This window comes from Pseudomonas sp. Y5-11 (assembly GCF_022368695.1).
GTDB classification, from domain to species: Bacteria; Pseudomonadota; Gammaproteobacteria; order Pseudomonadales; family Pseudomonadaceae; genus Aquipseudomonas; species Aquipseudomonas parakoreensis.
The window spans coordinates 3,002,146-3,026,004 of the sequence record NZ_CP058974.1; the positions used below are offsets into that span (position 1 = coordinate 3,002,146).

Annotated in this window: 17 protein-coding genes; 12 read left to right on the forward strand and 5 right to left on the reverse strand. The window is 61.7% G+C overall.

The features are described 5' to 3' along the window. Positions 1-2: 2 nt before the first annotated feature. Both HXW87_RS13415 and HXW87_RS13420 read right to left on the reverse strand, forming a co-directional pair. Complete coding sequence (locus tag HXW87_RS13415) at positions 3-1,976, reverse strand: MacB family efflux pump subunit (RefSeq protein WP_239779047.1); 1,974 nt, start codon at positions 1,974-1,976, stop codon at positions 3-5. Then, positions 1,977-3,149 carry an efflux RND transporter periplasmic adaptor subunit gene (locus HXW87_RS13420; RefSeq protein ID WP_239779048.1) on the reverse strand — a complete coding sequence of 391 codons (1,173 nt, stop codon included), beginning with the start codon at positions 3,147-3,149 and terminating at the stop codon, positions 1,977-1,979. A gap of 322 nt (positions 3,150-3,471) precedes the next feature. Between HXW87_RS13420 and HXW87_RS13425 the strand changes: the two genes are divergently transcribed. The 8 genes from HXW87_RS13425 (at position 3,472) to HXW87_RS13460 (ending at position 14,762) form a co-directional block, all read left to right on the forward strand. Further along, positions 3,472-3,954, forward strand: coding sequence for a sigma-70 family RNA polymerase sigma factor (locus HXW87_RS13425; RefSeq protein WP_047295188.1), 483 nt, complete (start codon positions 3,472-3,474; stop codon positions 3,952-3,954). A 134-nt stretch (positions 3,955-4,088) separates the two neighbouring features. After that, on the forward strand, positions 4,089-5,423 hold the full coding sequence (locus HXW87_RS13430; protein ID WP_239779049.1) for a SidA/IucD/PvdA family monooxygenase: 1,335 nt from the start codon (positions 4,089-4,091) through the stop codon (positions 5,421-5,423). Between the two features lie 587 nt (positions 5,424-6,010). Further along, the gene (gene mgtA / locus HXW87_RS13435; RefSeq protein ID WP_239779050.1) at positions 6,011-8,710 is read left to right on the forward strand and encodes a magnesium-translocating P-type ATPase; all 2,700 of its coding nucleotides are present in this window, start codon (positions 6,011-6,013) and stop codon (positions 8,708-8,710) included. A 166-nt stretch (positions 8,711-8,876) separates the two neighbouring features. Continuing rightward, positions 8,877-9,593 (forward strand): MgtC/SapB family protein, encoded by a 717-nt coding sequence (locus HXW87_RS13440; protein ID WP_007968289.1) that lies wholly within the window; start codon positions 8,877-8,879, stop codon positions 9,591-9,593. Between the two features lie 61 nt (positions 9,594-9,654). Continuing rightward, on the forward strand, positions 9,655-10,245 hold the full coding sequence (locus tag HXW87_RS13445; RefSeq protein WP_239779051.1) for an EAL domain-containing protein: 591 nt from the start codon (positions 9,655-9,657) through the stop codon (positions 10,243-10,245). Positions 10,246-10,331: 86 nt separating this feature from the next. Then, positions 10,332-10,766, forward strand: coding sequence for a chemotaxis protein CheY (locus HXW87_RS13450; protein ID WP_239779052.1), 435 nt, complete (start codon positions 10,332-10,334; stop codon positions 10,764-10,766). A gap of 142 nt (positions 10,767-10,908) precedes the next feature. Beyond that, entirely contained in the window at positions 10,909-11,535 is a 627-nt protein-coding gene (locus HXW87_RS13455) for a response regulator transcription factor (RefSeq protein WP_121184597.1), read from the forward strand. 8 nt (positions 11,536-11,543) lie between these two features. Beyond that, on the forward strand, positions 11,544-14,762 hold the full coding sequence (locus HXW87_RS13460) for a transporter substrate-binding domain-containing protein (RefSeq protein WP_239779053.1): 3,219 nt from the start codon (positions 11,544-11,546) through the stop codon (positions 14,760-14,762). Between the two features lie 4 nt (positions 14,763-14,766). Here HXW87_RS13460 and dkgB read toward each other — a convergent pair whose 3' ends face one another. Continuing rightward, entirely contained in the window at positions 14,767-15,570 is an 804-nt protein-coding gene (gene dkgB / locus HXW87_RS13465; RefSeq protein WP_047295174.1) for a 2,5-didehydrogluconate reductase DkgB, read from the reverse strand. 323 nt (positions 15,571-15,893) lie between these two features. Here dkgB and HXW87_RS13470 point away from each other — a divergent pair, with 323 nt between their 5' ends. The 3 genes from HXW87_RS13470 (at position 15,894) to HXW87_RS13480 (ending at position 18,947) form a co-directional block, all read left to right on the forward strand. Continuing rightward, complete coding sequence (locus HXW87_RS13470; RefSeq protein WP_239779054.1) at positions 15,894-16,760, forward strand: pirin family protein; 867 nt, start codon at positions 15,894-15,896, stop codon at positions 16,758-16,760. 206 nt (positions 16,761-16,966) lie between these two features. After that, entirely contained in the window at positions 16,967-18,409 is a 1,443-nt protein-coding gene (locus HXW87_RS13475) for a mechanosensitive ion channel domain-containing protein (RefSeq protein ID WP_121184605.1), read from the forward strand. Between the two features lie 97 nt (positions 18,410-18,506). Next, on the forward strand, positions 18,507-18,947 hold the full coding sequence (locus tag HXW87_RS13480; protein WP_086794853.1) for a carboxymuconolactone decarboxylase family protein: 441 nt from the start codon (positions 18,507-18,509) through the stop codon (positions 18,945-18,947). A 108-nt stretch (positions 18,948-19,055) separates the two neighbouring features. On the opposite strand, the gene HXW87_RS13485 is transcribed toward HXW87_RS13480, so the two are convergent. Both HXW87_RS13485 and HXW87_RS13490 read right to left on the reverse strand, forming a co-directional pair. Continuing rightward, a complete protein-coding gene (locus HXW87_RS13485) occupies positions 19,056-20,648 on the reverse strand; it encodes a DHA2 family efflux MFS transporter permease subunit (protein ID WP_239779055.1) in 1,593 nt (530 codons plus the stop codon). Continuing rightward, positions 20,645-21,766, reverse strand: a complete 1,122-nt coding sequence (locus tag HXW87_RS13490) for an HlyD family secretion protein (RefSeq protein ID WP_131670077.1) — start codon at positions 21,764-21,766, stop codon at positions 20,645-20,647. Before HXW87_RS13490 ends, HXW87_RS13485 begins: the two co-directional genes overlap by 4 nt. A 342-nt stretch (positions 21,767-22,108) precedes the next feature. Here HXW87_RS13490 and HXW87_RS13495 point away from each other — a divergent pair, with 342 nt between their 5' ends. Further along, complete coding sequence (locus tag HXW87_RS13495; protein WP_239779056.1) at positions 22,109-23,836, forward strand: ShlB/FhaC/HecB family hemolysin secretion/activation protein; 1,728 nt, start codon at positions 22,109-22,111, stop codon at positions 23,834-23,836. Positions 23,837-23,859: the final 23 nt, after the last annotated feature.

Sequence of the window (23,859 nt, forward strand, 5' to 3'; positions counted from 1 at the left end):
GATCATTCACTGGTAAGGGCCGTGACCGGGTCGAGCCGGGCAGCTTTGCGGGCAGGCATGAAGCCGAAGACAACACCGGTGACCAGGGCGCAACCGAAGGCGCCGAGCACCGCCATCAACGAAAAAGCCACGGCCACTTCGCTGAGGATCAGCACGCCGCCGACGAGCAGCGCCAGGGCGATCCCGGCAAGGCCGCCGACCACCGAGAGCATCACCGCTTCGGTGAGGAACTGCCGGAGGATGTCGCGCTGGCGGGCGCCGGTGGCCATGCGAATGCCGATCTCGCGAGTCCGCTCACGCACGGTCATCAGCATGATGTTCATCACCCCGATCCCGCCGACCAGCAGCGAGATCGCGGCAATCGAGCCGAGCATCAGTGACAGGGTGTTCTGGGTGCGCGCCTCGGCCTGAATCATCGCGGCGTTGTTGGTCAGTTCGAAGTCCTTCTTGCCGTTGTGCAGGCGCAGCATCAGTTGCTCGATGGCCTGCTCGGTGTCCTTGACCTTGCGCGCGTCGGCGGCGGCGATGGCCACGTATTCCGGATTGCGCGTGCCGAACAGCCGGACGCTGGCCGCCGAATAGGGGATGGCGATGCGATTGTCGCTGTCGGAGTCGCCGGAACTGGCGCCTTTTTCCGCGAGCACGCCGACCACCTGGAACGGCACATTCTCGATCAGGATGAATTGGCCGATCGGGTTCGGCACATCCTTGAGCAGTTTGCTGCGGACCTTGTGGCCGATCACCGCGACGGCTGCAGCGTTCTGCTCATCGGCTTCGGTGAAGTAACTGCCTTGCACCACCGGCCAGTTGAAGATCGCCGGGAAGTGGGTGTCGTTGCCGCCGACGTAACTCAAGTGGTCGGCGTTGCCATAACGCACGCCGGCCTCGGCACCGTTGACCGGCATGATCCGCTGCACTTGCGGCAGGCTGGCCAGGGCGTGCACCTCGTCGAGGGTGATGATCCCCGGCGGCGTGCGCGGGTTGGGCGCCGAGCCGCTCAGGTAAATGATGTTCGAACCGAACGCGCCCATCTGCGCCATCACCTGGCGTTTGCTGCCTTCGCCGACCGCCAGCATGACCACCACCGACGCCACGCCGATGATGATCCCGAGCAGGGTCAGCGCTGTGCGAAAGCGGTTGATCCACATCACTCGCCACGCGGCGTGCAGGGCATCGACCAGTTCGCCTTTCCAGGCGCCGGTGGCTTCCGCGCCGTCGGCCAGACGCTGGCGCAGATCCACCGCTTGCAGGGCGCCGGGGTTGGCGCTGGTCTGGGCTTCTGGGTTGTCGCGGGCGCTGTCGCTGATGATCAGGCCGTCGCGGATTTCGATGATGCGTTTGGCCCGGGCCGCGACTTCGCGGTCGTGGGTGATGAGGATCACCACGTGGCCCTGGCTCGCCAGTTCATCGAGCAGCGCCATCACCTCTTTGCCGCTGTGGCTGTCGAGGGCGCCGGTGGGTTCGTCGGCGAGGATGATGTGGCCACCGTTCATCAACGCCCGGGCAATCGACACCCGTTGCTGTTGGCCGCCGGACAACTGATGCGGGCGATTGCCGGTGCGCGAGGCCAGACCGAGGCGGTCGAGCAGGGCGGCGGCGCGGGCGTGACGCTCGGCAGCCGGGGTGCCGGCATAGATCGCCGGCATCTCGACGTTTTCCTGGGCCGAGCCGGACGGAATCAGGTGATAGCCCTGGAATACAAATCCAAAGGCTTCGCGGCGCAGCCAGGCCAGCTCGTCGCTGTCGAGGCTGGCAACGTTCTCCCCGGCGAAGCGGTACTCGCCGGAGGTCGGGCGGTCGAGGCAGCCGAGGATATTCATCAGGGTCGATTTGCCGGAGCCGGATGTGCCGACAATCGCCACGAATTCACCGGCATGGATCGACAGGTCGATGCCGCGCAGCACGTGAACCTCCGGAGCGTCACCGCCACCGTAGGATTTGCGAATGTCCTGCAGGTCGATCAGAGGCGTTTGCATTCAGCCTCCGTTGCCATCGACCGGGCCAATCAACAAGTGATCGCCTTCGTTGAGGCCGTCGACAATCTGCACCTTGAGCCGGTCGCTGATGCCGGTGCGCACCTCGCGTTGCTGGATGTCGCCGTTGGCCGCGACCACCTGCGCGGTCTGCAGGTTGGCGCTGGTGCTGCCCTGCAACGCGGCGACCGGTGCGGTAAGCACGCCTTTGGCCTGATTGGCGACGAAAAACACTTGGGTGGTCATCTCGGCCATCAAGGCGTTGTCGGCGTTATCGACGTCGAGCAAAACCGTGTACAGCACAACGCGGGCGCTGCCGCTTTTACTGTTGCTGGCCGGGCTGCCACCGCCCTGGCTGGTCTGGTCCAGCGGCTTGGGCGGCACCGGCAGGATCTGCCGCACGGTGCTGCTCCAGCGCCGCTGACCACCGCTGAGGGTGGTGAAGTAGGCGGTCATGCCCGGTTTGACGTGACCAATGTCGGCCTCGGAAACCTCGGCCCACACGGTCATCGGTGACAGTTTGGCGATGCGCAGGATCAGCGGCGTCTGCTGTTGCGCGTTGAGGGTCTGGCCTTCGCGGGCGTCGAGGGCGACCACGGTGCCGGCCATCGGCGCATAGATCCGCGTGTAGCCGAGTTCAGCCTGATCGCTGCGCAGGCTCGCTTCAGCCTGGCGGATCTGTGCCTGGAACATGTCGACGCGGGCCTGAGTGGCTTTCAGTTCGGCGCGGGCGGTCTGCACGTCTTCTTCACGGGTGGCGCCGCCGGCGGCGAGATGCTGCTGCCGCTGATACTTCTGCTGCGCCAGCTCATGCTGGGCGCGCTGCTCCTGCAATTGCGCCTTGAGGTTTTCGATGGAGAAGCGCCCGGCGTCGAGCCTGGCCTTCTGCGTGGACGGATCGATTTCCACCAGCAGTTGACCTTCCTTGACCACGTCACCGACTTCGACGTGGATTTTCTGGATCTGCCCGGAGGCCTGCGCACCGACATCGACATAGCGGCGCGGTTGCAGGGTGCCCAGCGCGGTGACGCTGCTTTCAATGTCGCCACGGCTGACTTGAACGGTGGCGAAGCGCTCGCGGCCCGGCGGCATGATTTGCCACGCGGCGTAGGCAACAACGGGAATCAGACACAGGGCTGCGAGCAGGGCGCGTCGGGCGGGGCGGGGACGTTTCATGCAGGGTTCCGGCCAGTGGAATTCGGCCCGTCGTTCGGCTGCACGCCACAGCGCGCAGCCGCTGAACGCTGTCGCAGGGCACGACAGACACGGGGAGCTGTCCTGTAAACGATGAATGCGCAGGGGAATTTAAGCGAAGACACAGGATGTTACAGGTATAGAGCGGCACTATTTGGCGGGCAATGACAAACGCCACTTTAAATCTATATGAGAATTACTATAAATTACGCACCTCAAGTTGCCACTATCTTGCTACCCGTGTTTGCGGGGCCGTCGATCAGTGTGCTCAAGGATCGAATCCGCATCGAAGCGGCCGGGAGTCATGTTGGAAAACTACTATCGCGAGCTGGTGTGTTTCCTGAACGCCAAGCTCGGCAACCGTCAGGTCGCCGAAGATGTGGTGCATGACGCTTATGTGCGCGTACTGGAACGCTCCAGCGACACGCCCATCGAGCAGCCCCGGGCGTTTCTCTATCGCACTGCGCTGAATCTGGTGATCGACGATCATCGGCGCAACGCCTTGCGTCAGGTCGAGCCGCTGGAAGTGCTCGACAGCGAAGAGCGTTATTTCACCCCGTCGCCCCACGGCACCCTCGATCACGGCCAGCGTCTGGAGATGCTCCAGCGCGCCCTGGCAGAATTGCCGCCGCTGTGCCGCGACAGTTTTCTGCTGCGCAAGATCGAAGGCCTGTCGCACCCGCAGATCGCCGAACAGCTGGGGATTTCCAAGGCACTGGTGGAAAAACACATTGTCAATGCGATGAAGCATTGCCGCCTGCGCATCAAGCAATGGGATGCCCATTGAGCCGCCGTCGCTAAATTTTATTTCCCTGTCCTCGTTCCTACTCAACAGACGACCTGCTGTCCTGCTCAAGGCCAGTCGGGTCACTTAGGCTCTCCTTTCCCCTTGTTGAGGGGTTCATCCAGAGGACACTGGAAATGACTCAGGCAATTGCATCGCCCATCGTTCACGACCTGATCGGCGTCGGTTTCGGCCCTTCGAACCTGGCGCTGGCCATCGCTCTGCAAGAGCGCGGCTCGACCCACGGCGAGCTGGATGTGCTGTTCCTCGACAAGCAGGCCGACTACAGCTGGCACGGCAACACCCTGTCGACCCAAAGCGAATTGCAGATTTCCTTCCTCAAGGATCTGGTGACCCTGCGCAACCCGACCAGTCCGTACTCGTTCGTCAATTACCTGAAGGCTCACGGCCGCCTGGTGGACTTCATCAACCTCGGCACCTTCTATCCGTGCCGCATGGAGTACAACGATTACCTGCGCTGGGTCGCCGGGCAGTTCACTGAGCAGAGCCGCTATGGCGAAGAAGTGCTGACCATCGAACCGGTGCTGCACAACCATCAGGTTGAAGCGTTGCGCGTGATCTCCCGCGACAGCGAAGGCCAGCAGTTCGTGCGCACCGCGCGTTCGGTGGTGGTCAGTGCCGGCGGCACGCCGCGTATTCCGGAGGCGTTCAAGGCGCTGAAGGGTGACAGCCGCGTATTCCACCACTCGCAGTATCTGTCGCAGATGGCCAAGCAGCCTTGCATCAACAATCAACCGATGAGCATTGCGATCATCGGCGGCGGGCAGAGCGCGGCGGAAGCCTTCATCGATCTGAACGATTCGTTTCCGTCGGTGCAAGTGGACATGATCCTGCGCGGCTCGGCGCTCAAGCCTGCGGACGACAGCCCGTTCGTCAACGAAGTGTTCTCGCCGGAGTTCACCGATCTGGTGTTCCAGCAAAACAGCGCCGAGCGTGAGCGCCTGGTCAACGAGTACCACAACACCAACTACTCGGTGGTGGACATCGACCTGATCGAACGCATCTACGGCATCTTCTATCGGCAGAAAGTCTCGGGCATCGCCCGCCATGCGTTCCGCACCCTGACCACTGTGGAAAGCGCCAGCGCCACCGAGCGCGGCATCGAACTGGCGGTGCGCAACAACGCTACCGGCGAAGTCAGCGTGCGTATCTATGATGCCGTGGTCCTGGCCACCGGTTACGAGCGGCAGATGCACCGCAAACTGTTGGCACCGCTGGAAGAATACCTCGGTGACTTCGAGGTCGATCGCAACTACAAACTGATCACCGACGAACGCTGCAAGGCCGGCATCTACATGCAGGGCTTCTGCCAGGCCAGCCATGGTCTGAGCGACACCTTGCTGTCGGTGTTGCCGGTGCGTGCCGACGAGATTGCCGGTTCGCTGTATGAGCATGGCAAGAACCGTGGGCATCGTTCGATGGCGGATCTGTTGTTGGCGACGGCCAGCTGAATCTGCTTTGCCTGATACACCGCAATCGCTGGCAAGCCAGCTCCCACAGGATCTGTGTCGGATGCAAAACTTGTATTCACTGGAGATTCTTGTGGGAGCGGGCTTGCCCGCGACAGGGCCCTGGAGGCCAGCGAAAAATCTGAATCCTGAACCCTTCCTGAACACCCGCCACATTCCCCGACACACTTCCTTTTGCGGGTTTACTCTCCAATCATCGAGGCGTAAGCTTCGCGCGTTTTCATCAATAGCGGAGACCCACAGTGGGTACTTGTTCGAGTGACAGTTGTCGGCCGGTCTCGGTAACCGGCAGATTCTCGGCAAGATAACGCGCAGCCTTTCTCTGCCGTTGTCTCGCCGTAAAGCGAGCAGCGGCATCCCGATCATGGTCAGTTGAGACCATGTCCCGACGTCCTTCTCATCGACACTGAAAGTATGTGATTTCGACCGTGTGGTCGCGATCGCAAACCTATCGACACGCCTGTCTTTTCTGACCGGCGCGCCAAGCCTTGCCGTGCCGGATTTTCCGGTGAACGAGGCATGGTCGTACCTGCTCGACGGTTTCCCGGCTGACCATAGGGGCAACAGCCATGAAACTTACGCTCAAGGAATTTTTCGCAGGCTTCCTGCGCACACGCCACATCGCCCGGCACTTCCGCCGTCTGGCGCTGCTGGAATCGATCAACGACACCACGGTCAGCCGTGAAGTCCCGCCCACGCTGGCCAACACCCTGGTCGATGCGGCCCATCGCGACAGCGGCGAACTGCTCTCGTCGCTGGGCACTCACACCGACGGCCTGACCGATTTTGAAGTCGACGCACTGCGCGCGCAGTACGGCCTCAACGAAGTCGAACACGAGCAGCCGCTGCCATGGTGGACTCACCTGTGGCACTGCTACAAAAACCCGTTCAACCTGCTGCTGACCCTGTTGGCGGTGATCTCCTGGCTGACCGAAGACCTGAAAGCCGCCACGGTGATTTTCTCCATGGTGGTGCTGTCGACGCTGCTGCGCTTCTGGCAGGAAAGCAAATCCAACCAGGCCGCCGACGCGCTCAAGGCGATGGTCAGCAACACCGCCACGGTGATGCGCCGCGACGAGCCGCGCATCGAACTGCCGATCAAGCAGCTGGTGCCGGGCGACCTGATTGTGCTGTCGGCCGGCGACATGATTCCCGCTGACTGTCGGGTGCTCAGCGCCAAGGATCTGTTCGTCAGCCAGGCGGCGATGACCGGCGAATCGATGCCGGTGGAAAAGTTTGCCCGTCAGGCCGACCGCGACACGCGCAATCCGCTGGAGCTGGAGAACATTCTGTTCATGGGCACCAACGTGGTGTCCGGCACGGCGGTGGCGGTGATTCTCACCACGGGCAACAGCACCTATTTCGGCGCGTTGGCACAGCGTGTGGGCGCAACTGACCGCGCGGTGACCTCGTTCCAGCTGGGCGTGAACAAAGTCAGCTGGCTGCTGATCCGCTTCATGTTCGTCATGGCGCCGCTGGTGCTGTTCATCAACGGTTTCACCAAGGGCGACTGGACCGAAGCGCTGCTGTTCGCGCTGTCGATTGCCGTGGGCCTGACCCCGGAAATGCTGCCGATGATCGTCACCTCGACGCTGGCCAAAGGTGCGGTGTTCCTGTCGCGCAAAAAGGTCATCGTCAAACGTCTGGACGCGATCCAGAACTTCGGCGCCATGGATGTGCTGTGCACCGACAAGACCGGCACCCTGACCCAGGACAAGATCTTCCTCGCGCGCAATGTCGACGTCTGGGGTGAAGACTCCGACGATGTGCTGGAAAAGGCCTACCTCAACAGCTACTACCAGACCGGGCTGAAAAACCTGCTCGACGTGGCGGTGCTGGAACACGTGGAAATCCATCGCGAACTGAAGGTTGGCACGGCGTTTCGCAAGGTTGATGAGATCCCGTTCGACTTCAATCGCCGGCGCATGTCGGTGGTGGTCGAAGGGCGTGGTGAACGGCATCTGCTGATCTGCAAAGGCGCGGTGGAAGAAGTGTTGGCGGTGTGCACCCGTGTGCAGCACGGCGAAGTCGAAGAAGCCTTGAGCGATGAATTGCTGACCCGGATTCGTCAGGTCACCGCAGCATTCAACGCTGAAGGCTTGCGCGTGGTGGCGGTGGCTGCCCGTTCGATGCCGGAAGGTCGCGACACTTACAGCCTGGCGGATGAACAGGAACTGACGCTGATCGGTTACGTGGCGTTCCTTGATCCACCGAAGGAAAGCACTGCGCCAGCGCTCAAGGCGCTGGCCGAGCACGGCGTCGCGGTCAAAGTGCTGACCGGCGACAACGAACTGGTGACCGCGAAGATTTGCCGCGAAGTCGGCCTCGCGCAACAGGGTTTGCTGATGGGCAACGACATCGAGCGCATGAACGATGCCGAACTGGCCGTGGCGGTAGAGAAAACCAACGTCTTCGCCAAGCTCACGCCGTCGCACAAGGAGCGCATCGTGCGCATCCTCAAAGGCAACGGCCATGTGGTCGGTTTCATGGGCGACGGCATCAACGACGCCCCGGCGCTGCGTACCGCCGACATCGGTATTTCGGTGGACAGCGCGGTGGACATCGCCAAGGAAGCCGCTGACATCATCCTCCTGGAAAAGAGCCTGATGGTGTTGGAGGAGGGCGTGCTCGAAGGGCGCCGCACCTTCGCCAACATGCTCAAGTACATCAAGATGACGGCCAGCTCCAACTTCGGCAACGTGTTCTCGGTGCTGGTGGCCAGTGCGTTCATTCCGTTCCTGCCGATGTTGCCGATGCACCTGCTGGTACAGAACCTGCTCTACGACATTTCGCAGATCGCCATTCCGTTCGACAACGTCGATGACGAGATGCTGAAAAAGCCACAGCGCTGGCAGCCGGCGGATGTCGGGCGCTTCATGCTGTTCTTCGGGCCGATCAGTTCGATCTTTGACATCACCACGTTCGCCTTGATGTGGTACGTGTTCGATGCCAACACCCCGGATCACCAGACGCTGTTCCAGTCCGGCTGGTTCGTGGTGGGGCTGCTGACCCAGACGCTGATCGTGCACATGATCCGCACGCCGAAGATTCCGTTCCTGCAAAGCCGTGCAGCCATGCCGCTGCTGGTGATGACCGGGATCATCATGACGGTCGGGATCTTCCTGCCGATGGGGCCTCTGGCGAACTACTTCAAACTGCAGGCACTGCCGTCGCTGTACTTCGTGTTCCTGCCGATGATCCTGCTGGCGTACATGGCGTTGACCCAGGCGGTGAAAGGCTTCTACATCCGCCGGTTCGGCTGGCAGTAATGCTGCCCCTGTAGGAGCTGCCGCAGGCTGCGATCTGTTGATCTTGTCTTTTAAAAACAAAATCAACAGATCGCAGCCTGCGGCAGCTCCTACAGGGAACGGGTATGTCAAGTGAATTGGCAGCAAGCCCGACAAAGGGACTGTGGACTATTCAAGGAGCTTCATCATGCAAGCCATCAACAACCTCAACCTCACCTCGCTGCTCGACACCCTCGTCAGCCTCAGCGCGGCGTTCATCCTCGGTGGCCTGATCGGTTTCGAGCGCCAGTACCGGCAACGCACCGCCGGCCTGCGCACCAACGTGCTGGTGGCGGTCGGTGCGGCGATTTTCGTCGACATGGCCAACCGTCTCGGCGGCGCAGAAGGCGCGGTGCGGGTGGTCGCGTACGTGGTTTCCGGCATTGGCTTTCTCGGCGCAGGCGTGATCATGCGCGAGGAAGGTAACGTCCGTGGCCTCAACACCGCCGCAACCTTGTGGACTTCCGCCGCCGTCGGCGCCTGCGCCGGGGCTGATCTGTTGGCCGAAGCGGTGCTCGGCACGCTGTTCATCCTCGCCGCCAACACCTTGCTGCGGCCGATTGTCAACAACATCAACCGCCAGCCACTGGACGTGGTCTCGGCCGAAGTCACCAACATCGTTTACGTGATCGCCCGGCGCTCGCAGCAGAAAGCCGTGTTCGCCCTGCTCGAAGCCGAGCTGGAACGCAGCAATTACCCGGCCAGCGACGTCGATGTACATGCCTTCGGTGCCGACGAAATCGAGATCGAAGCGACGCTGGCGACCACCTCGGTGGACGGTGACGAGCTGGACGCACTGGTGGCGCGAATCTCGACTTCAGCGCTGGTGGTGCAGGCGTTCTGGAGTCCGAGTACCACCGAATAAGGCAACCATATCGGGCTGCCATTCGGCGTGGCTCTCGGCGATTACAATCGCCGCCGCTGTCATGAACTCGGTGGACACCGCCCTGTGCGACTTGCAGATGCAGCGCAGCGCCCGGGCGCACGGTTGTGTCCTGAACGTGGCGTTCAACCTGCAAACCGTGCAACTGGCCAATGCGCAACTGACGTCGACGTTGAACAGCCTGCTGGCCGAACAGGCAAGCAGCGGTTCGGGCCTGACCTTCGAGCTGACCGAAAGCGGCCTGCCCGAAGCACCGGCCACCAGCCTGGAGACGCTGGTGCGGTTGCGGATGATGGGCTGTCGCTTGTCGATCGATGACTTCGGCGCCGGATTCTCTTCGTTGCAGCGCCTGTGTCAGTTGCCCTTCAACGAGATCAAGCTCGACGCCGATTTCATTCACAACCTTGCGCATGAACCCCGTTTTCGCGCGGCCATCAGCAGCACCCTGGCGTTGGGCGAAGCCCTGGGCATGAGCGTGGTCATCGAAGGCATCGGAACCGCCGCGCAACGTCGCGAACTGCTGGCGCCGGGCTGCACGCAAGGGCAGGGCTACTGGTACGCACGGCCGATGGCCGGGGTCGATCTGTTGAACTGGCTGCAACGGCGCAACCACGGCAAAGGAACAGACGAATGAGCGGATTTTTAGGAAAGGTCCTACAGAGCTGTTCCGGCGAGATGCGTAGTCTTGGCGCGCCACCTCCGAGCTTCGGGACATCGAGCATGATCAATAAAACCCTGCGCATCCTGATTGCCGATCCGCAGCATTTTCACCGAATGAAAATCGAGCGGCTGTTCAACCATCTCGAATACTTCCGCGTCGCTCCGGTGCAGAGTCTGCTGGAGTTGCTGACGCTGGTGGAGTACGGCTGCGACCCCTTCGATGCCGTAGTCATCAATGCCGAACTGGCGGCCGGGTCGCTGAATCTGTCGGGCTTTTTCCTGAACAACCCGCATGTCCGTCATGTGCTGATCTACAACGAACCTTCGGCTCCGGTGCAGACGCCGGCAGGTTTTGCTCAGGAGAACATGCAGATCAGCCCTGTCGCACTGCCCGACCTGGCGGCGATCAAGCACCTGATGGGTCGGGCCGATGGTCCGCCGGTGTGCGCAGCGAATGCCTGGAACCCGGCATCGGCCCCGCAGCGCCGGGCTTGAGCACGGTTTGGCGTTTGCTGCAACTGTCAGATCTGACAGGTAGATCCCGCGTGATTCCCGTGTAACAGTCTTTGCACAGCAACGGCGTCCGCAGCATCCGACGCTGTGGCGCCTTTGTCAGGTAGTTGCACGGGGAGCCGTCATGAAGTCAGCGCTGATCGTCGACGATCATCCGGTGGTGCGCGCAGCCGTGAGACTCGTACTCCAGACCGAGCGATTCAAGGAGATTCACGAGGCCGCGAGCGCCAGCGAAGCCCTGGCCCTGAATCGTGAGCACAAACCCAACCTGGTGGTGCTCGACCTCAAGTTGCCGGGGATCGGTGGCCTGGAGCTGCTGGAACGGCTGAAGGCCATCGACCCCAAATGCAAGGTGCTGATCTTCACCTCTCAGGACCCGCAGTATTATCAGGACCGCTGCTTGCGTGCCGGTGCCTTGGGCTTCGTGGCCAAAACCAACCAGTTGCTGCAATTGCACAAGGCAATTCAGGCGTTGATGTCAGGCTATGCCTATTTTGCGGCGTCGTCTGACAAGGACTATACGTCGACCCCTTTGCACCGCAGCGAAAAACAGATGATCGACGGCCTGTCCAATCGTGAGTTGAATATCCTTGTGCAATTGGCGCATGGCAAAGCCAACAAAATGATCGCCGCAGACACGCACCTGAGCCATAAAACCGTTAGCACCTACAAAACCCGTTTGATGAAAAAACTCGGGATCACCTCGACGGTGCACTTGCGTGAACTCGCCAAACGCAATCATCTGCTCTGAGTGACCTGATGAATCTGCAAGGCTGGTGCTGTGTCCTGTGGTTGAGCATCACGGCCACCTCTTGGGCCAGTGAGTCGGCGCAGCACCTGGAACTGTTGGCCCAGGCCGAACTGGACAATATCCCTGTCGCGCTCGATGAGCGTGACCGTCAGTGGTTACGCCAGCATCCGGTCTTGCGCATGGGCATTTCCGGTGCGGACTATCCGCCGTTCGAAATCACCCGCAATCAACACGAGCTGGAAGGGCTCACCGCCGATTACGCCGACCTGCTGGCGCAACTGCTCGGGGTGCGCATCGATGTGCAACGTTTCGCCAATCGCGAGCAAGTCATGGCTGCGCTCAAACAGGGCGAACTCGACCTGCTGGGCACCTCCAACAGCTTTGAACTCGCCGACCCCGACTTTGTGCTGTCGCGAACTTACGCCGACGATCAGCCGATGCTGGTGACCCGGTTAGACGAAACGTTGCCGGCGGATCTGGCCGGCAAACGCATCGCCATGGTCGAGGATTATCTGCCGCTGGCCAGTGTGCAGGCGTTCTATCCCAAGGCGCAGGTGCTGCGCTATCCCTCGGCGATGGACGCACTGGGGGCAGTGGCTTTCGGTGTCGATGATGGCTACCTGGGCGATCTGATCAGCACCAATTACCTGATCAACACCAATTATCGCAATGACCTGCAATTGGCCGGGCCGTCGGGGCTGGATGCCAACGCCTTCGGTTTCGCCCTGCGGCGCAGTGAAGTACGCCTCAAACGCATCATCGACAAGGTACTGGCGGCGATTCCCATGGAACGTCGTCAGCTTATCGAGCAACGCTGGAGCGCAGGGCGCGCGCAGATGGCCGCGCAGTCGCGGGTACGTCTGAGTGCCAGTGAGCAGGATTGGTTGGCGCAGCACCCGGTGGTGCGCGTGGGGGTGATCGAGGACTTTGCGCCGCTGAGTTTTTTTGATGCCGAGGGCCGTTTCAGTGGTCTGTCGGCACAGCTGCTCAACCTGATCAGCCAGCGCACCGGTTTGCAATTCGACGTGGTTCGGGGGCGTTCGCTGGACCGCCAGATCGAACAGCTCCAGGCCGGTGAGCTCGACGTGTTGCCGGTGGTGACGCCGAGCAGCGAGCGTGAAGCCGAGCTGCAGTTCACCCGCGCGTATCTGAACAACCCGTTTGTGCTGATCAGTGCGACAACGGCCGGCAGCCCGCGCAGCCGCGACGATTTACAGGGTAAACGACTGGCCATTTATCGCGGGCATCCGTTGCGCGAATACCTGGTGCGGCGCGTGCCACGATTAACTCTGGTGGAGGTGCGCAGTCCCGCTGAGGGCATGGAACTGATCGTCAAGGGCCAGGCCGATGCAACGGTCAGTTCCCTGCTGGTGGCGCGCTTTCTGCTTGCCCGCCAGTACCGCGAGCGTTTGCGCATCACCAACACCGTTGGCGATCAACCGGCACGCATCGCGTTGGCGACCGCACCGCAGGCCACGGCGCTGCACACATTGCTGAACAAGGCACTGCTGAGCATCGCACCTCAGCAGATGGACGAGTTGGTCGAGCGCTGGAGTCATGATGTGGTGGTGGAGGAGAGCTATTGGGTACGCCACCGCCGCGAGATTGTTCTGGGGTTTGCCGCTGCAGCGGGGTTGCTGGTGCTGGCGCTGGCCTGGATCGGTTTTCAGCGCCGGCAGTTACGTCAGCGTCAGCAATGGTTGCATCAGTTGCAGCAAGCCAAGGAGGCGGCTGACGATGCCAACCGCGCCAAGACGACTTTTCTGGCGACCATGAGCCATGAAATCCGCACGCCGATGAACGCGTTGATCGGTATGCTCGAACTGGCGCTCAAACGTGCCGAGGAGGGTGTCACTGACCGGTTGGCGATTCAGGTTGCGTCGGGCGCCGGTCAGCAACTGCTCGCGCTGATCGGCGACATTCTCGATATCGCGCGCATCGAATCCGGGCAGTTGTCCCTCGCGCCGCAGCGGGCCAACCTGCGCGAACTGGTGGCTTCGGTGTGCCGGGTATTCGAAGGGCTGGCGCGACAAAAGTGCCTGTTATGGCACATCGAACTGGGGGCGGGCAGCGACGTTGACGTGTTGATTGATCCGGTGCGCTTCAAGCAAGTGCTGTCGAACCTGTTGAGCAATGCGATCAAGTTCACCGAGCAAGGCGAGGTCAGCGTGCGGCTGTCAGTGCACGCGATGCCGCTCGCAAGCGTGGGCGTGACGGTAGTGATCGAAGACAGTGGCATCGGCATCAGTGAGCATGACCGCCAGCGCCTGTTCAGCCCGTTTGTACAGGCTGGCAACGCCGGGCAGTCCGCGCGCAGTGGCTCGGGGCTGGGCTTGGTGATCAGCCGTGAGCTCTGCGAAATGATGGGCGGAACGTTGCACCTCGACAGCCAGCCGGGGCATGGAACGCGGGTCGAGGTCAAACTGCAATTGCAAGCCCTGACCGCGCGTGCCGCCGAGGTTGCAAGCACTGCGGTGGCGGACACCCCGGCGCGCTCGCTGAGCGTGCTGGTGGTGGATGACCATCCGGTCAACCGGCTGCTGCTCTGTTGGCAGTTGAGTGAGCTCGGCCACCGCACCGTCGATATCGAAGACGGTGAACAGGGGCTGCAACGCTGGCGGGCACATGCGTTTGACGTGCTGATCACCGACTGCAACATGCCCCGGCGCAACGGCTACGAACTCGCGCGGGCCATCCGTGGCGAAGAGGCGGCGAGCGGCCGGGCACGGTGTCTGATTCTCGGCTTTACCGCCAATGCGCAGATCGAGGAAAAGGCGCGGTGTCTTGAGGCCGGTATGGATGACTGCCTGTTCAAACCGATCCGCCTGGCTGATCTGGCGCTGGCATTGCAGGGCGCCGGACACAGCGAAAATGCAGGCGAGCCAAAGCCGCCACTGCCCTTGACCGAGCTCGACCTGAGCGCGCTGGAGCAAATGGCCGGTAACGATCATGCGCTGATGCAACGATTGCGAGAGCAAGTCTTGTGCAGTCTGCTGGACGACCTGCAACGGCTGGACGTCGCATGCCGGCCCCTCAATCTGAGCGAATTGCGTACGCTGGCTCATCACATCAAGGGCGGTGCGCAGATGGTCGGTGCCGCGCGAGTGGCGGCAGCCTGTGCGGACCTTGAGCAGGTTTGCCGAGACGCCGAAGCCCAAGTGGTCGAGCGCTCGGTCGAGATGCTGCGCGAGGCCATGCTCAGTCTCGCGCAGCACCTTCAGACTTGAACGATCAGTCCCACTGCGGGGCAATGCCTTTCGGGTTGGTCAGGCGCTGGCCACGCTCCAGTGTGGCGATCAACGCCATGTCGGCGTCGCTCAGGGTCAGCGCCGTAGCACCGAGGTTACTTTGCAGATTGGCGCGACGGGTCGACGATGGAATCACCGCGTAGCCCTGTTGCATCGCCCAGGCCAGAGTGACTTGCGCCGGGGTCGCTTGCAGGCGTGTGGCGATCTGCTGGATCAGCGGGTCCTTGAGCACTTCGCCATAGGCCAGGGTCATGTACGAGGTGATCTGGATGCCTTGGCTTTGCGCGAACTCGACCACTTTGCGGTTTTGCAGGTACGGGTGCAGTTCGATCTGGTTGGTGGCGATGTTGTCTGCGCCGACCGCTGCAATCGCCTGTTGCATCAGCTCGATGGTGAAGTTGGAAACGCCGATCTGCCGGGTCAGGCCCAGACGTTTGGCTTCGAGCAGCGCGCCCATGAACTCGGCGACCGGCACTTGATCTTCCGGCGATGGCCAGTGGATCAGCGTCAGGTCGAGGTAGTCGGTCTGCAGCTTGCGCAGGCTTTCCTTGAGGCTGTCGATCAAGCGATCCCTGGCGAAGTTGGCGATCCAGATCTTGCTGGTGATGAACAGATCCTGGCGAGCAATGCCGCTGGCGGCGATGGCTTGACCGACCTCGGCTTCGTTCTCGTAGATCTGCGCGGTGTCGATGACGCGGTAACCGAGATCCAGCGCATTGCGCACCGAATCGATGACCACCTGGCCTTGCAGGCGAAACGTACCCAGACCAAAAGCGGGAACAGACATTGATGACTCCAGGGTTGCAGTGAGAATGGGCGGGAGTATCCGCGTCTGCGTCCTTGAGAAAAACCGCTGGTGGGGCAAAGCACTGTTGAGCAGAAGTCACGAATCTTGCAGGCGCTGCGGCACGCTGCGATCTTTTGATTTTAAACAACAAGATCAAAAGATCGCAGCGTGCCGCAGCACCTACAGGGGGTTGTGAATGGCTCGCGCAAGGTGCACTACTGTCCTGCAGATGGAACACTTAAGCTGATTTTTGCCGTCTAGTCCTCCGACCGTCATGGATTTAAGCTTAATCCATTGCGTCACCCACTTTTCTGGAGGCAACCATGAAAAACATCATCGGTATCTACACCAGCCCTCGCGGCCATTGGGTCGGCGATGGTTTCCCGGTGCGCACCCTGTTTTCCTACGACAACCTGGGCAAGCACATCAGCCCGTTCCTGCTGCTCGATCACGCAGGACCCGCGCAATTCACCCCGACCACCGAGCGCCGCGGTGTTGGCCAGCACCCGCACCGTGGTTTTGAAACCGTGACCATCGTCTATGACGGCGAGGTGCAGCACCGTGACTCCACCGGCAGCGGCGGCACCATCGGCCCGGGCGACGTGCAGTGGATGACGGCTGCGTCCGGGATCCTGCATGAAGAGTTTCACTCGGATGATTTCGCCAGAACCGGCGGCAATCTGGAAATGGTGCAGCTGTGGGTCAACCTGCCGGCCAAGGACAAAATGGCCGCGCCCGGCTACCAGACCATACTCGACGGCGATATTCCGAATATCGCGCTGAAGGACGACGCCGGCAGCCTGCGGCTGATCGCTGGTGAGTTCGAGGGGCATAAAGGCCCATCGCGCACGTTCACGCCGATCGACGTCTGGGACCTGCGGCTCAATGCCGGCAAGTTGCTGAGCCTGGATCTGCACGAAGGGCGCAACACTGCGCTGGTGCTGTTGAAAGGGTCGGTGCAGATCAACGGTGCGCAAACGGCGGGTGTCGGGCAATTGGTGCTGTTTGAACGTGAGGGGCGTCAGTTGACCCTTGAGGCCGGTGAAGACGCCGTGGTGCTGCTGCTCAGCGGCGAGCCGATCGACGAACCGATTGTCGGCCATGGCCCGTTCGTGATGAACACCGAGCAGGAAATTCATCAGGCATTCGCCGACTTCCAGTCCGGGCGTTTTGGCCAAATGCACGGGTAAATTTCATCCCTGTGGGAGCGGGCTTGCTCGCGAAAGCGGACTTACAGTCGATGCGTGTCTGACTGATCCACCGCCTTCGCGAGCAAGCCCGCTCCCCATTGGTTTTTGGTGTTTTTGCGCGGGTGTTCTGTCTCTGAAATCAATTACTCCTACACTTGCCCAATCTGTGCGATCTTCTCGCGACTGGGCCCTGTCGGAGTGCTTTGATGTTGTCTTTTTTGACCGAACATCCGTTGTTTTGCGCGTTGATTCTGATCCTGCTCGATCTGGGCCTGTGGCGCCTGATCAGTGCCCGTGGCAGCGAGTGGAAGCTGCTGGTGCGGGTGCTGATTTTCAGCCTGTTCAGCGCGGTGCTGTTCAACGAAGGCCTCAACCCGATGGAGCCGGCGCCGTGGGCGGACAATGTGCCGTTGCATCTGGCGGCGACCGGGTTGCAGATCGGCTGGTGGCTGTTCGGCGCGCGCACCCTGACCGTGTTGATCGGCGCGGTGATGATGCAGCGGGTCGGGCACACCGGGCGGCTGTTGCAGGATCTGCTCGGGGCGGTGATTTTCCTGATCGCCATTATCGCCGCTCTGGCCTACGTGCTCGATCTGCCGGTCAAAGGCGTGCTGGCGACGTCCGGGGCCTTGGCGATCATTGTCGGTCTGGCGTTGCAGAGCACCCTCAGTGATGTGTTTTCCGGGATCGTGCTCAACACTACCAAGCCGTATCAGATCGATGACTGGATCTCCATCGACGGCACCGAAGGCCGGGTCATCGACATCGATTGGCGCGCTACGCGTCTGCAGACCAGCCAGGGCAGCATGGCGGTGATTCCCAACTCGCTGGCGGCCAAGGCCAAGATCATCAACTTTAGCCGGCCGAGCAACATGTTCGGCCTGGCCGTCAGTGTCCAGGTCAGCCCGCATGCCCGGCCCAATACGGTGATCGATGCGCTGGAGCGGGCGATGCAGGGCTGCCGTCCGCTGCTGGACAATCCCGCGCCGAGCGTCGCACTGAAAAGCGCCAGCAGCACCGGTGTCGAATATGAAATCAGCGGCTTTGTGTCGTCGATGGACCAGAAACGTCCGGTGCGCAATCAGCTGTTCGATCTGGCTTACCGGCATCTGCAGGCGTCCGGGGTCAATCTGTTGTCGAGTGTCGAGCCAATCGTTGCCGGTAACCTTTCGCGGCCACGGGCGCTGCTCGACAGCTCACCGATTTTCTCCACCCTGCGCCAGGAAGAGAAAGACACCTTCAGCCAGAACATGACCCTGCAAACCTTCCGCGCCGGGGAAACGATCCTCGAGGCCGGGGAGGTCAGCGATCATTTGTTCATCATCGAATCCGGCGTGGTCAGCGTGACCCTGACCCGCCATGGCAGCCCGTTCGAATCCGGGCGCATGGGGCCGGGCGAAGTGATCGGCGAGGCCGGGATTCTGTCCGATTCTTCAGTACCGGCGACCTTCGCGGCGAAAACCTTCTGCGCGCTGTATCGCATCGAGAAGACCTACCTGAAGCCGTGCCTGGATGCCCGCCACGACATCAACGAGGCGATGAAAGCCTTGCTCGATTATCGCCTGCACAAGGCTCAGACTCTGACCCAGGACGTGCCGACCGTGGTGGCGAAAACCGGGTTCCTGCACTGGTTGCGCCAGCGCGTGTGACGCGGTGGTCTACTCGTCTTCCGGGAGATTGGCTATTTGTCCGGGGTTGGTGCGGGGCTACCTTAGTCACACATTCACTGGCCCCCGGAAACTCACCATGAAAGCTCGTACCGATTTCTACACTGCTTCCCCAGACGCCCTGAAAGCGATGATGGCTCTGGAAACTGCGGTCTCGAAACTGCCGCTGGAAAAGACCCTGATCGAGCTGGTCAAGCTGCGTGCATCGCAGATCAACGGCTGCGCATTCTGCATCGACATGCACACCGCTGATGCAATCAAGGGCGGTGAGACCCCGCGCCGGTTGTTCGCGGTGACCGCCTGGCGTGAAGCACCATTCTTCACTGAGCGAGAACGCGCCGCGCTGCTGTGGACCGAGTCGCTGACCCAACTGAGCCTGACTCATGCGCCGGACGAAGACTATGACATCGTCGCCGCGCAATTCACGCCCAAGGAAATGGTCGACCTGAGCGTGGCGATCAGCACCATCAACAGCTGGAACCGTCTGGCCGTGGGCTTCCGCAAAACCCCGCAGCTCTAAGCCGCAACCCATAACCCTGTAGGAGCTGTCGAGTGAAACGAGGCTGCGATCTTTTAAAGACAAGATCAAAAGATCGCAGCCTGCGGCAGCTCCTACACGGGCGAGGCATCAATGCGCATCTGCACTCGGCGCAGCCGGTGGTTGCACCTTGCGCATCAAGGGCACCATCGCCGTGGCGATGATGAAGCACAGCATGATCATCAAAAAGGTATCGCCGTAGGTCTGGGTCTGCGCCTCGCGGTAAGTCAGCAGCCACAGCTGACGCAGACCGGCGGTGATCCCGACGTCACCACTCTGACCCAGTGTTTCCAGGTTGCCACCGACCTGCGCCAGCCACTGATTCAGCGCCTCGTTGCTGCTGTTCAAATGCTCGGCCAGGCGGGTGAAGTGCAGGTTGGTGCGGTCATTGAGAATGGTCGCGCACGCGGCAATGCCGATGGCTCCGCCCAGATTGCGCATCAGGTTGAACAGCCCCGAAGCGTGCTTCAAGCGTGCCGGTGCCAAGCCTCCCAAAGTCAATGTCACTGCCGGCGGCACCGCCAGTTGCTGGGCGATCCCGCGCAGCGCTTGCGGCAACATCAACTCAGCGGAACCCCAGTCGTGGGTGATCGGACTGAACTCCCACATCGATACGGCAAACAAGCCCAGCCCAAGCATCATGATCCAGCGCAAATCCATGCGATTGGCGAGAAAGGCGTACAACGGAATCGCCATGATCTGGAACACCCCGGTGAAAAAAACCGCCAGACCAATGTCCAGCGCGCTGTAGCCACGCACCCGGCCGAGAAACAGCGGCGTCAGGTAAATCGTCGCGAACAGACCAATTCCGGTGACGAAGGAAAAGAAGCAGCCGAGGGCGAAATTGCGATCCTTGAGTGCGCGCAAATCAACGATCGGATTGGCCACGTGCAAGGTGCGCCCGATAAAGGCCAGACCCGCCAGACCGCTGATCCACGCCGTGGTCAGAATCGTTTGATCGCTGAACCAGTTCCAGCGCGGGCCTTCTTCGAGGGTGTATTCCAGGCAGCCGAGAAACAGCGCGAGAAATACCATGCTCAAGTAGTCCGCGCCCTTGAGCAGCGCCAGTTCCGGCTGGTCGATCTTTACCAGCATCGGCACGGCCACGGCGACGAAAATCCCCGGCACCAGGTTGATGTAGAACAGCCAGTGCCATGAGGAAATGTCGGTAATCCAGCCACCGATTACCGGACCCAGGGTCGGCGCCAGTGACGCCACGGCGCCGATGGTCGCGGCGGCGATCACCCGTTGTTTGCCGGTGAAGAAAAAGAACGCGGTGGTGAACACCAGCGGGATCATCGAGCCGCCGAGAAAGCCCTGCAGCGCCCGAAAGGCGATCATGCTCTGGATGTTCCACGCCACACCGCAAAGCAAACTGGCCAGGGTGAAGCCGACCGCCGAAGCACAGAACAGCCAGCGGGTGGAGAACACCCGCGACAGCCAGCCCGACAGCGGGATCACGATGATTTCGGCGATCAGGTAACTGGTCTGCACCCACGCGGTTTCGTCGGTGCCGGCCGAGAGTCCGCCGCCGATGTCGCGCAGCGAGGCCGAGACGATCTGGATGTCCAGCAGCGCAATGAACATGCCGATGCACATCGTGGCGAAGGCGAATACTTTGGTCGCGGTAGCCATGTCGGCGGCGTTGAACGGTTGCGCCGGGGCGGTGAGGGTGGTGCTCATGGTGCGACGGCCACGGCGCTGGATTCAGCGGGCGCGCGGGTGTCGACTTCAGCGGTGACCGACAAGCCCGGCCGCAGATGCCCGAGCACGCCATCGGCCGGATCGAGCAGAATTCGCACCGGTACCCGCTGGACGATTTTGGTGAAGTTGCCGGTGGCGTTCTCTGGCGGCAGCACGCTGAATTGCGAGCCGGTGGCGGGGGCGAGGCTGTCGAGGCGGCCGTGGAACTCCTGGCCGGAAAGCACGTCGGCGCGGATGCTCACCCGTTGCCCGGGTTTCATCCGCGCCAGTTGGTCCTCCTTGAAATTGGCATCCACCCACAGACCGCTGGCCGGCACCACCGACAACTGTTGCGACCCGGCCTGGGCATAGGCGCCGACCCGTGCGCGGCGATTGCCGATCACGCCATCAACCGGCGCGCGCAGTTCGGTGTAGCCGAGGTTCAACTGCGCCAGATCACGCTCGGCCCGGGCTTGTTGCAGGGCGGCACGGGCCTGTTGTTTCTGGGTGTCGATCACCGCCAGTTGGCGCTGGGCGGCGAGCAGTTCGGCCTGGGCGCGGGCACTCAGGGCCTGAGCGGTCTTGAAGCTGGCGTCGGCGCGTTGGGCGCTTTCCACCGACACGGCATTGCTGCTGACCAGGCGTTTGTAGCGCGCGTTGTCATCCCGTGAGCGCGCGGTTTCGGCACCAGCGGCATCAATGCCGGCGCGGGCCTGGCCGATTACCGCTTGCTGCAGTTGCTCAGTGGCGTCGAGGTTAGCCAGCAGCGCCTCTTCGGCAGCGACTGCGCCTTCGGCTTTGGCGAGGTTGGCGCGATAGTCGCGCGCATCAAGTCGGATCAGCACATCGCCGGCCTTGACCGACTGGTTGTCGCTGACCAGCACTTCTTCGATGTAGCCGGCAACCTTCGGCCCGATCACCGTGACGTCGCCACCGATGTAGGCATCGTCAGTCTCCTCGAGAAAACGCCCGGTGCTCCACCAATGACTGGCGTACACGCCGACCATGACCAGCGCGATCAGGCCAGAGCCGGTCAGCAGCAAGCGCTTGCGCAAAGGCGGTTTGGCGGGGGTGACCGGGGATGACAGGTCGGGCTCGAGGGTGGACATGGCGGTCATAGCGTAATACCTGCGGGAACGATTGGTTATTACAGTCGTAATATGACGCAAGTAATATTTTGTGGCAATTATGTTTTTGTGCCGATCGTCAGTTGCTTACCCGGCCTCGGGGTTTGGAGCGGTTTCGAGAAATGACAGTCCCGGTAATGCGGGGCAGGTCTTTGAGAACTCGATGAGAGCCCTCGGGGAAACCCTGATGGCCTAGCGTTGAACGCAGCAAAATCAAATGTTTAAGAAATGTAAGCGCTGTAGGAAGCGTCTTGCATTTGTGTAGGAAGGCTCTGACTATCACTCGCATTGATGAAGTGGCATTACGCCATTTCATGCTTGCAAGGATGTTGCGTGCCGTATTTGCTTTGCGCTGTTTCTCGTCGTCGCTTCACGCTTTGCCCGCTGTTGTCGGCCTTTGTGTTGAGTGTGTGTGCCTCCTCGATTCAAGCGGCTGACTCTGTTGCGCCGGGCCAGGAAGTGCTGCGCCAGCAGCAACAGCAACAGCGCGATCTGCAACAACTGCAGATGGAACAACGCAAGCGCCAACTGGAGCGCGGTGCGTTCGGTCCGGCACCGGCCACACCGGCCATCCCGCAAACCGTCACCCCCGATGAACGCTGCTGGCCACTGAGCGGCACGCGTATCGGCGGCGTTACGCTGCTCGACAGCGACAAGCTCAACACGCGGATCAAACCGCTGCTGGCGCCGTGCATGGGCGTCGGCCAGATCAATCATTTGCTGGCGACCATCACCGCGATCTATGTCGAGCAGGGCTACATCGCCAGCCGCCCGTACCTGTTGAGTGCGCCGGCGGCGGGGCAGTCGCTGGACATCATGGTGGACGAAGGCTACATCGAGTCGATCGAACTGGCCGATCAGAGCCTGCCCGTTTCGCTGGGCGGCGCGTTCCCGCACATGCTCGGTCAGCCGCTGAACCTGCGCGATCTGGAGCAGGGCCTGGATCAGTTGAACCGCTTGCGTTCGCTTGACCTGACCGCCGACATTGCCCCCGGCAGCCAGCCCGGCGCGTCGCGAATCATCCTGCGCTCGCGCACTTCCGGACAGTCGCGCTGGGCGTTGGGGCTGGGCATGGACAACCTCGGCAGCGCCAGCACCGGGCGGGATCGCAACAGCGTCAGCCTGAGCTTCGACAGTCCGTTGCAACTCAACGACCTGCTGAGCCTCAGCGCCAGCGACACGTTGAATCAGGGCGACCGCTACAGTCGCAACGCCAGCCTGTATTACGCGATTCCCTACGGCTACTGGACCTACAGCGCGTTCGCCAGCCACGCCGAGTATCGTGCGCCGTTCAAACTGCCCAGCGCGACCTTGTACAGCACCGGCATCACCGATCAACTGAGCCTGCGCGCCGACCGCGTGTTGTGGCGCGACCAGAGCCGCCAGCTCGGCGCCAACCTGCAACTGGCGCACAAGGACGTCGACAGCTACCTGGAGAATGTCCGTCTGGGCATTCAAAGCCCGACTCTGACCGTGGCCGAAGCCGGACTCAATCTGTTCTGGCTCGACCGTGCGGTGTGGAACCTCGACTTCACCTACTCGCAAGGCCTGCGCTGGCTGGGCGCCGATGACGACGCCCATCACGCGGTCAACAACCTGCCCAAAGCGCAATTTCGCAAGTACCGCGCTGGCCTCAGCCAATGGCGCAACGGCCAGTTCGGCGCGCAAGCGTGGCAGTGGCAGAGTCAGCTCAATCTGCAATACAGCCCCGACCCGTTGCCGGCCATCGAACAGTTGCTCAGCACCGACGATTCGGCAGTGCGCGGCTATCGGGTCAACAGCGCATCCGCTGCCAGCGGCGCGATCTGGCGCAACACCTTGCGTCTGCCCCTGCGCAACGACTGGCCGCTGCAGATCACCCCGCGCGTGGCGCTGGACAACGGCTGGCTCAAGGCCGACCACGGTGCCCAGAGCCAACGCCTGAGCGGCGCCAGCGTCGGGCTGAATCTTGGCTGGAAGAATCTGCAAGTGGACGTCGATTACCAGCGCGCCCTCAACACCCCCAACGGATTGCAGCACGAGCCAGAGACCTGGCTGATGCGCGTGGGGTTGCAGATATGAGCACCACCGAGACTCATCAAGCA

Bases quoted from the DNA above. Each gene is read 5' to 3' on its own strand.
- HXW87_RS13470 (WP_239779054.1), top strand. From the start codon at position 15,894: ATGAAAAACATCATCGGTATCTACACCAGCCCTCGCGGCCATTGGGTC.
- HXW87_RS13450 (WP_239779052.1), top strand. From the start codon at position 10,332: ATGATCAATAAAACCCTGCGCATCCTGATTGCCGATCCGCAGCATTTT.
- HXW87_RS13425 (WP_047295188.1), top strand. From the start codon at position 3,472: ATGTTGGAAAACTACTATCGCGAGCTGGTGTGTTTCCTGAACGCCAAG.
- HXW87_RS13460 (WP_239779053.1), top strand. From the start codon at position 11,544: ATGAATCTGCAAGGCTGGTGCTGTGTCCTGTGGTTGAGCATCACGGCC.
- HXW87_RS13440 (WP_007968289.1), top strand. From the start codon at position 8,877: ATGCAAGCCATCAACAACCTCAACCTCACCTCGCTGCTCGACACCCTC.
- HXW87_RS13480 (WP_086794853.1), top strand. From the start codon at position 18,507: ATGAAAGCTCGTACCGATTTCTACACTGCTTCCCCAGACGCCCTGAAA.
- HXW87_RS13455 (WP_121184597.1), top strand. From the start codon at position 10,909: ATGAAGTCAGCGCTGATCGTCGACGATCATCCGGTGGTGCGCGCAGCC.
- HXW87_RS13490 (WP_131670077.1), bottom strand. From the start codon at position 21,766: ATGACCGCCATGTCCACCCTCGAGCCCGACCTGTCATCCCCGGTCACC.
- mgtA (WP_239779050.1), top strand. From the start codon at position 6,011: ATGAAACTTACGCTCAAGGAATTTTTCGCAGGCTTCCTGCGCACACGC.
- dkgB (WP_047295174.1), bottom strand. From the start codon at position 15,570: ATGTCTGTTCCCGCTTTTGGTCTGGGTACGTTTCGCCTGCAAGGCCAG.
- HXW87_RS13475 (WP_121184605.1), top strand. From the start codon at position 16,967: ATGTTGTCTTTTTTGACCGAACATCCGTTGTTTTGCGCGTTGATTCTG.
- HXW87_RS13445 (WP_239779051.1), top strand. From the start codon at position 9,655: ATGAACTCGGTGGACACCGCCCTGTGCGACTTGCAGATGCAGCGCAGC.
- HXW87_RS13485 (WP_239779055.1), bottom strand. From the start codon at position 20,648: ATGAGCACCACCCTCACCGCCCCGGCGCAACCGTTCAACGCCGCCGAC.
- HXW87_RS13430 (WP_239779049.1), top strand. From the start codon at position 4,089: ATGACTCAGGCAATTGCATCGCCCATCGTTCACGACCTGATCGGCGTC.
- HXW87_RS13415 (WP_239779047.1), bottom strand. From the start codon at position 1,976: ATGCAAACGCCTCTGATCGACCTGCAGGACATTCGCAAATCCTACGGT.
- HXW87_RS13420 (WP_239779048.1), bottom strand. From the start codon at position 3,149: ATGAAACGTCCCCGCCCCGCCCGACGCGCCCTGCTCGCAGCCCTGTGT.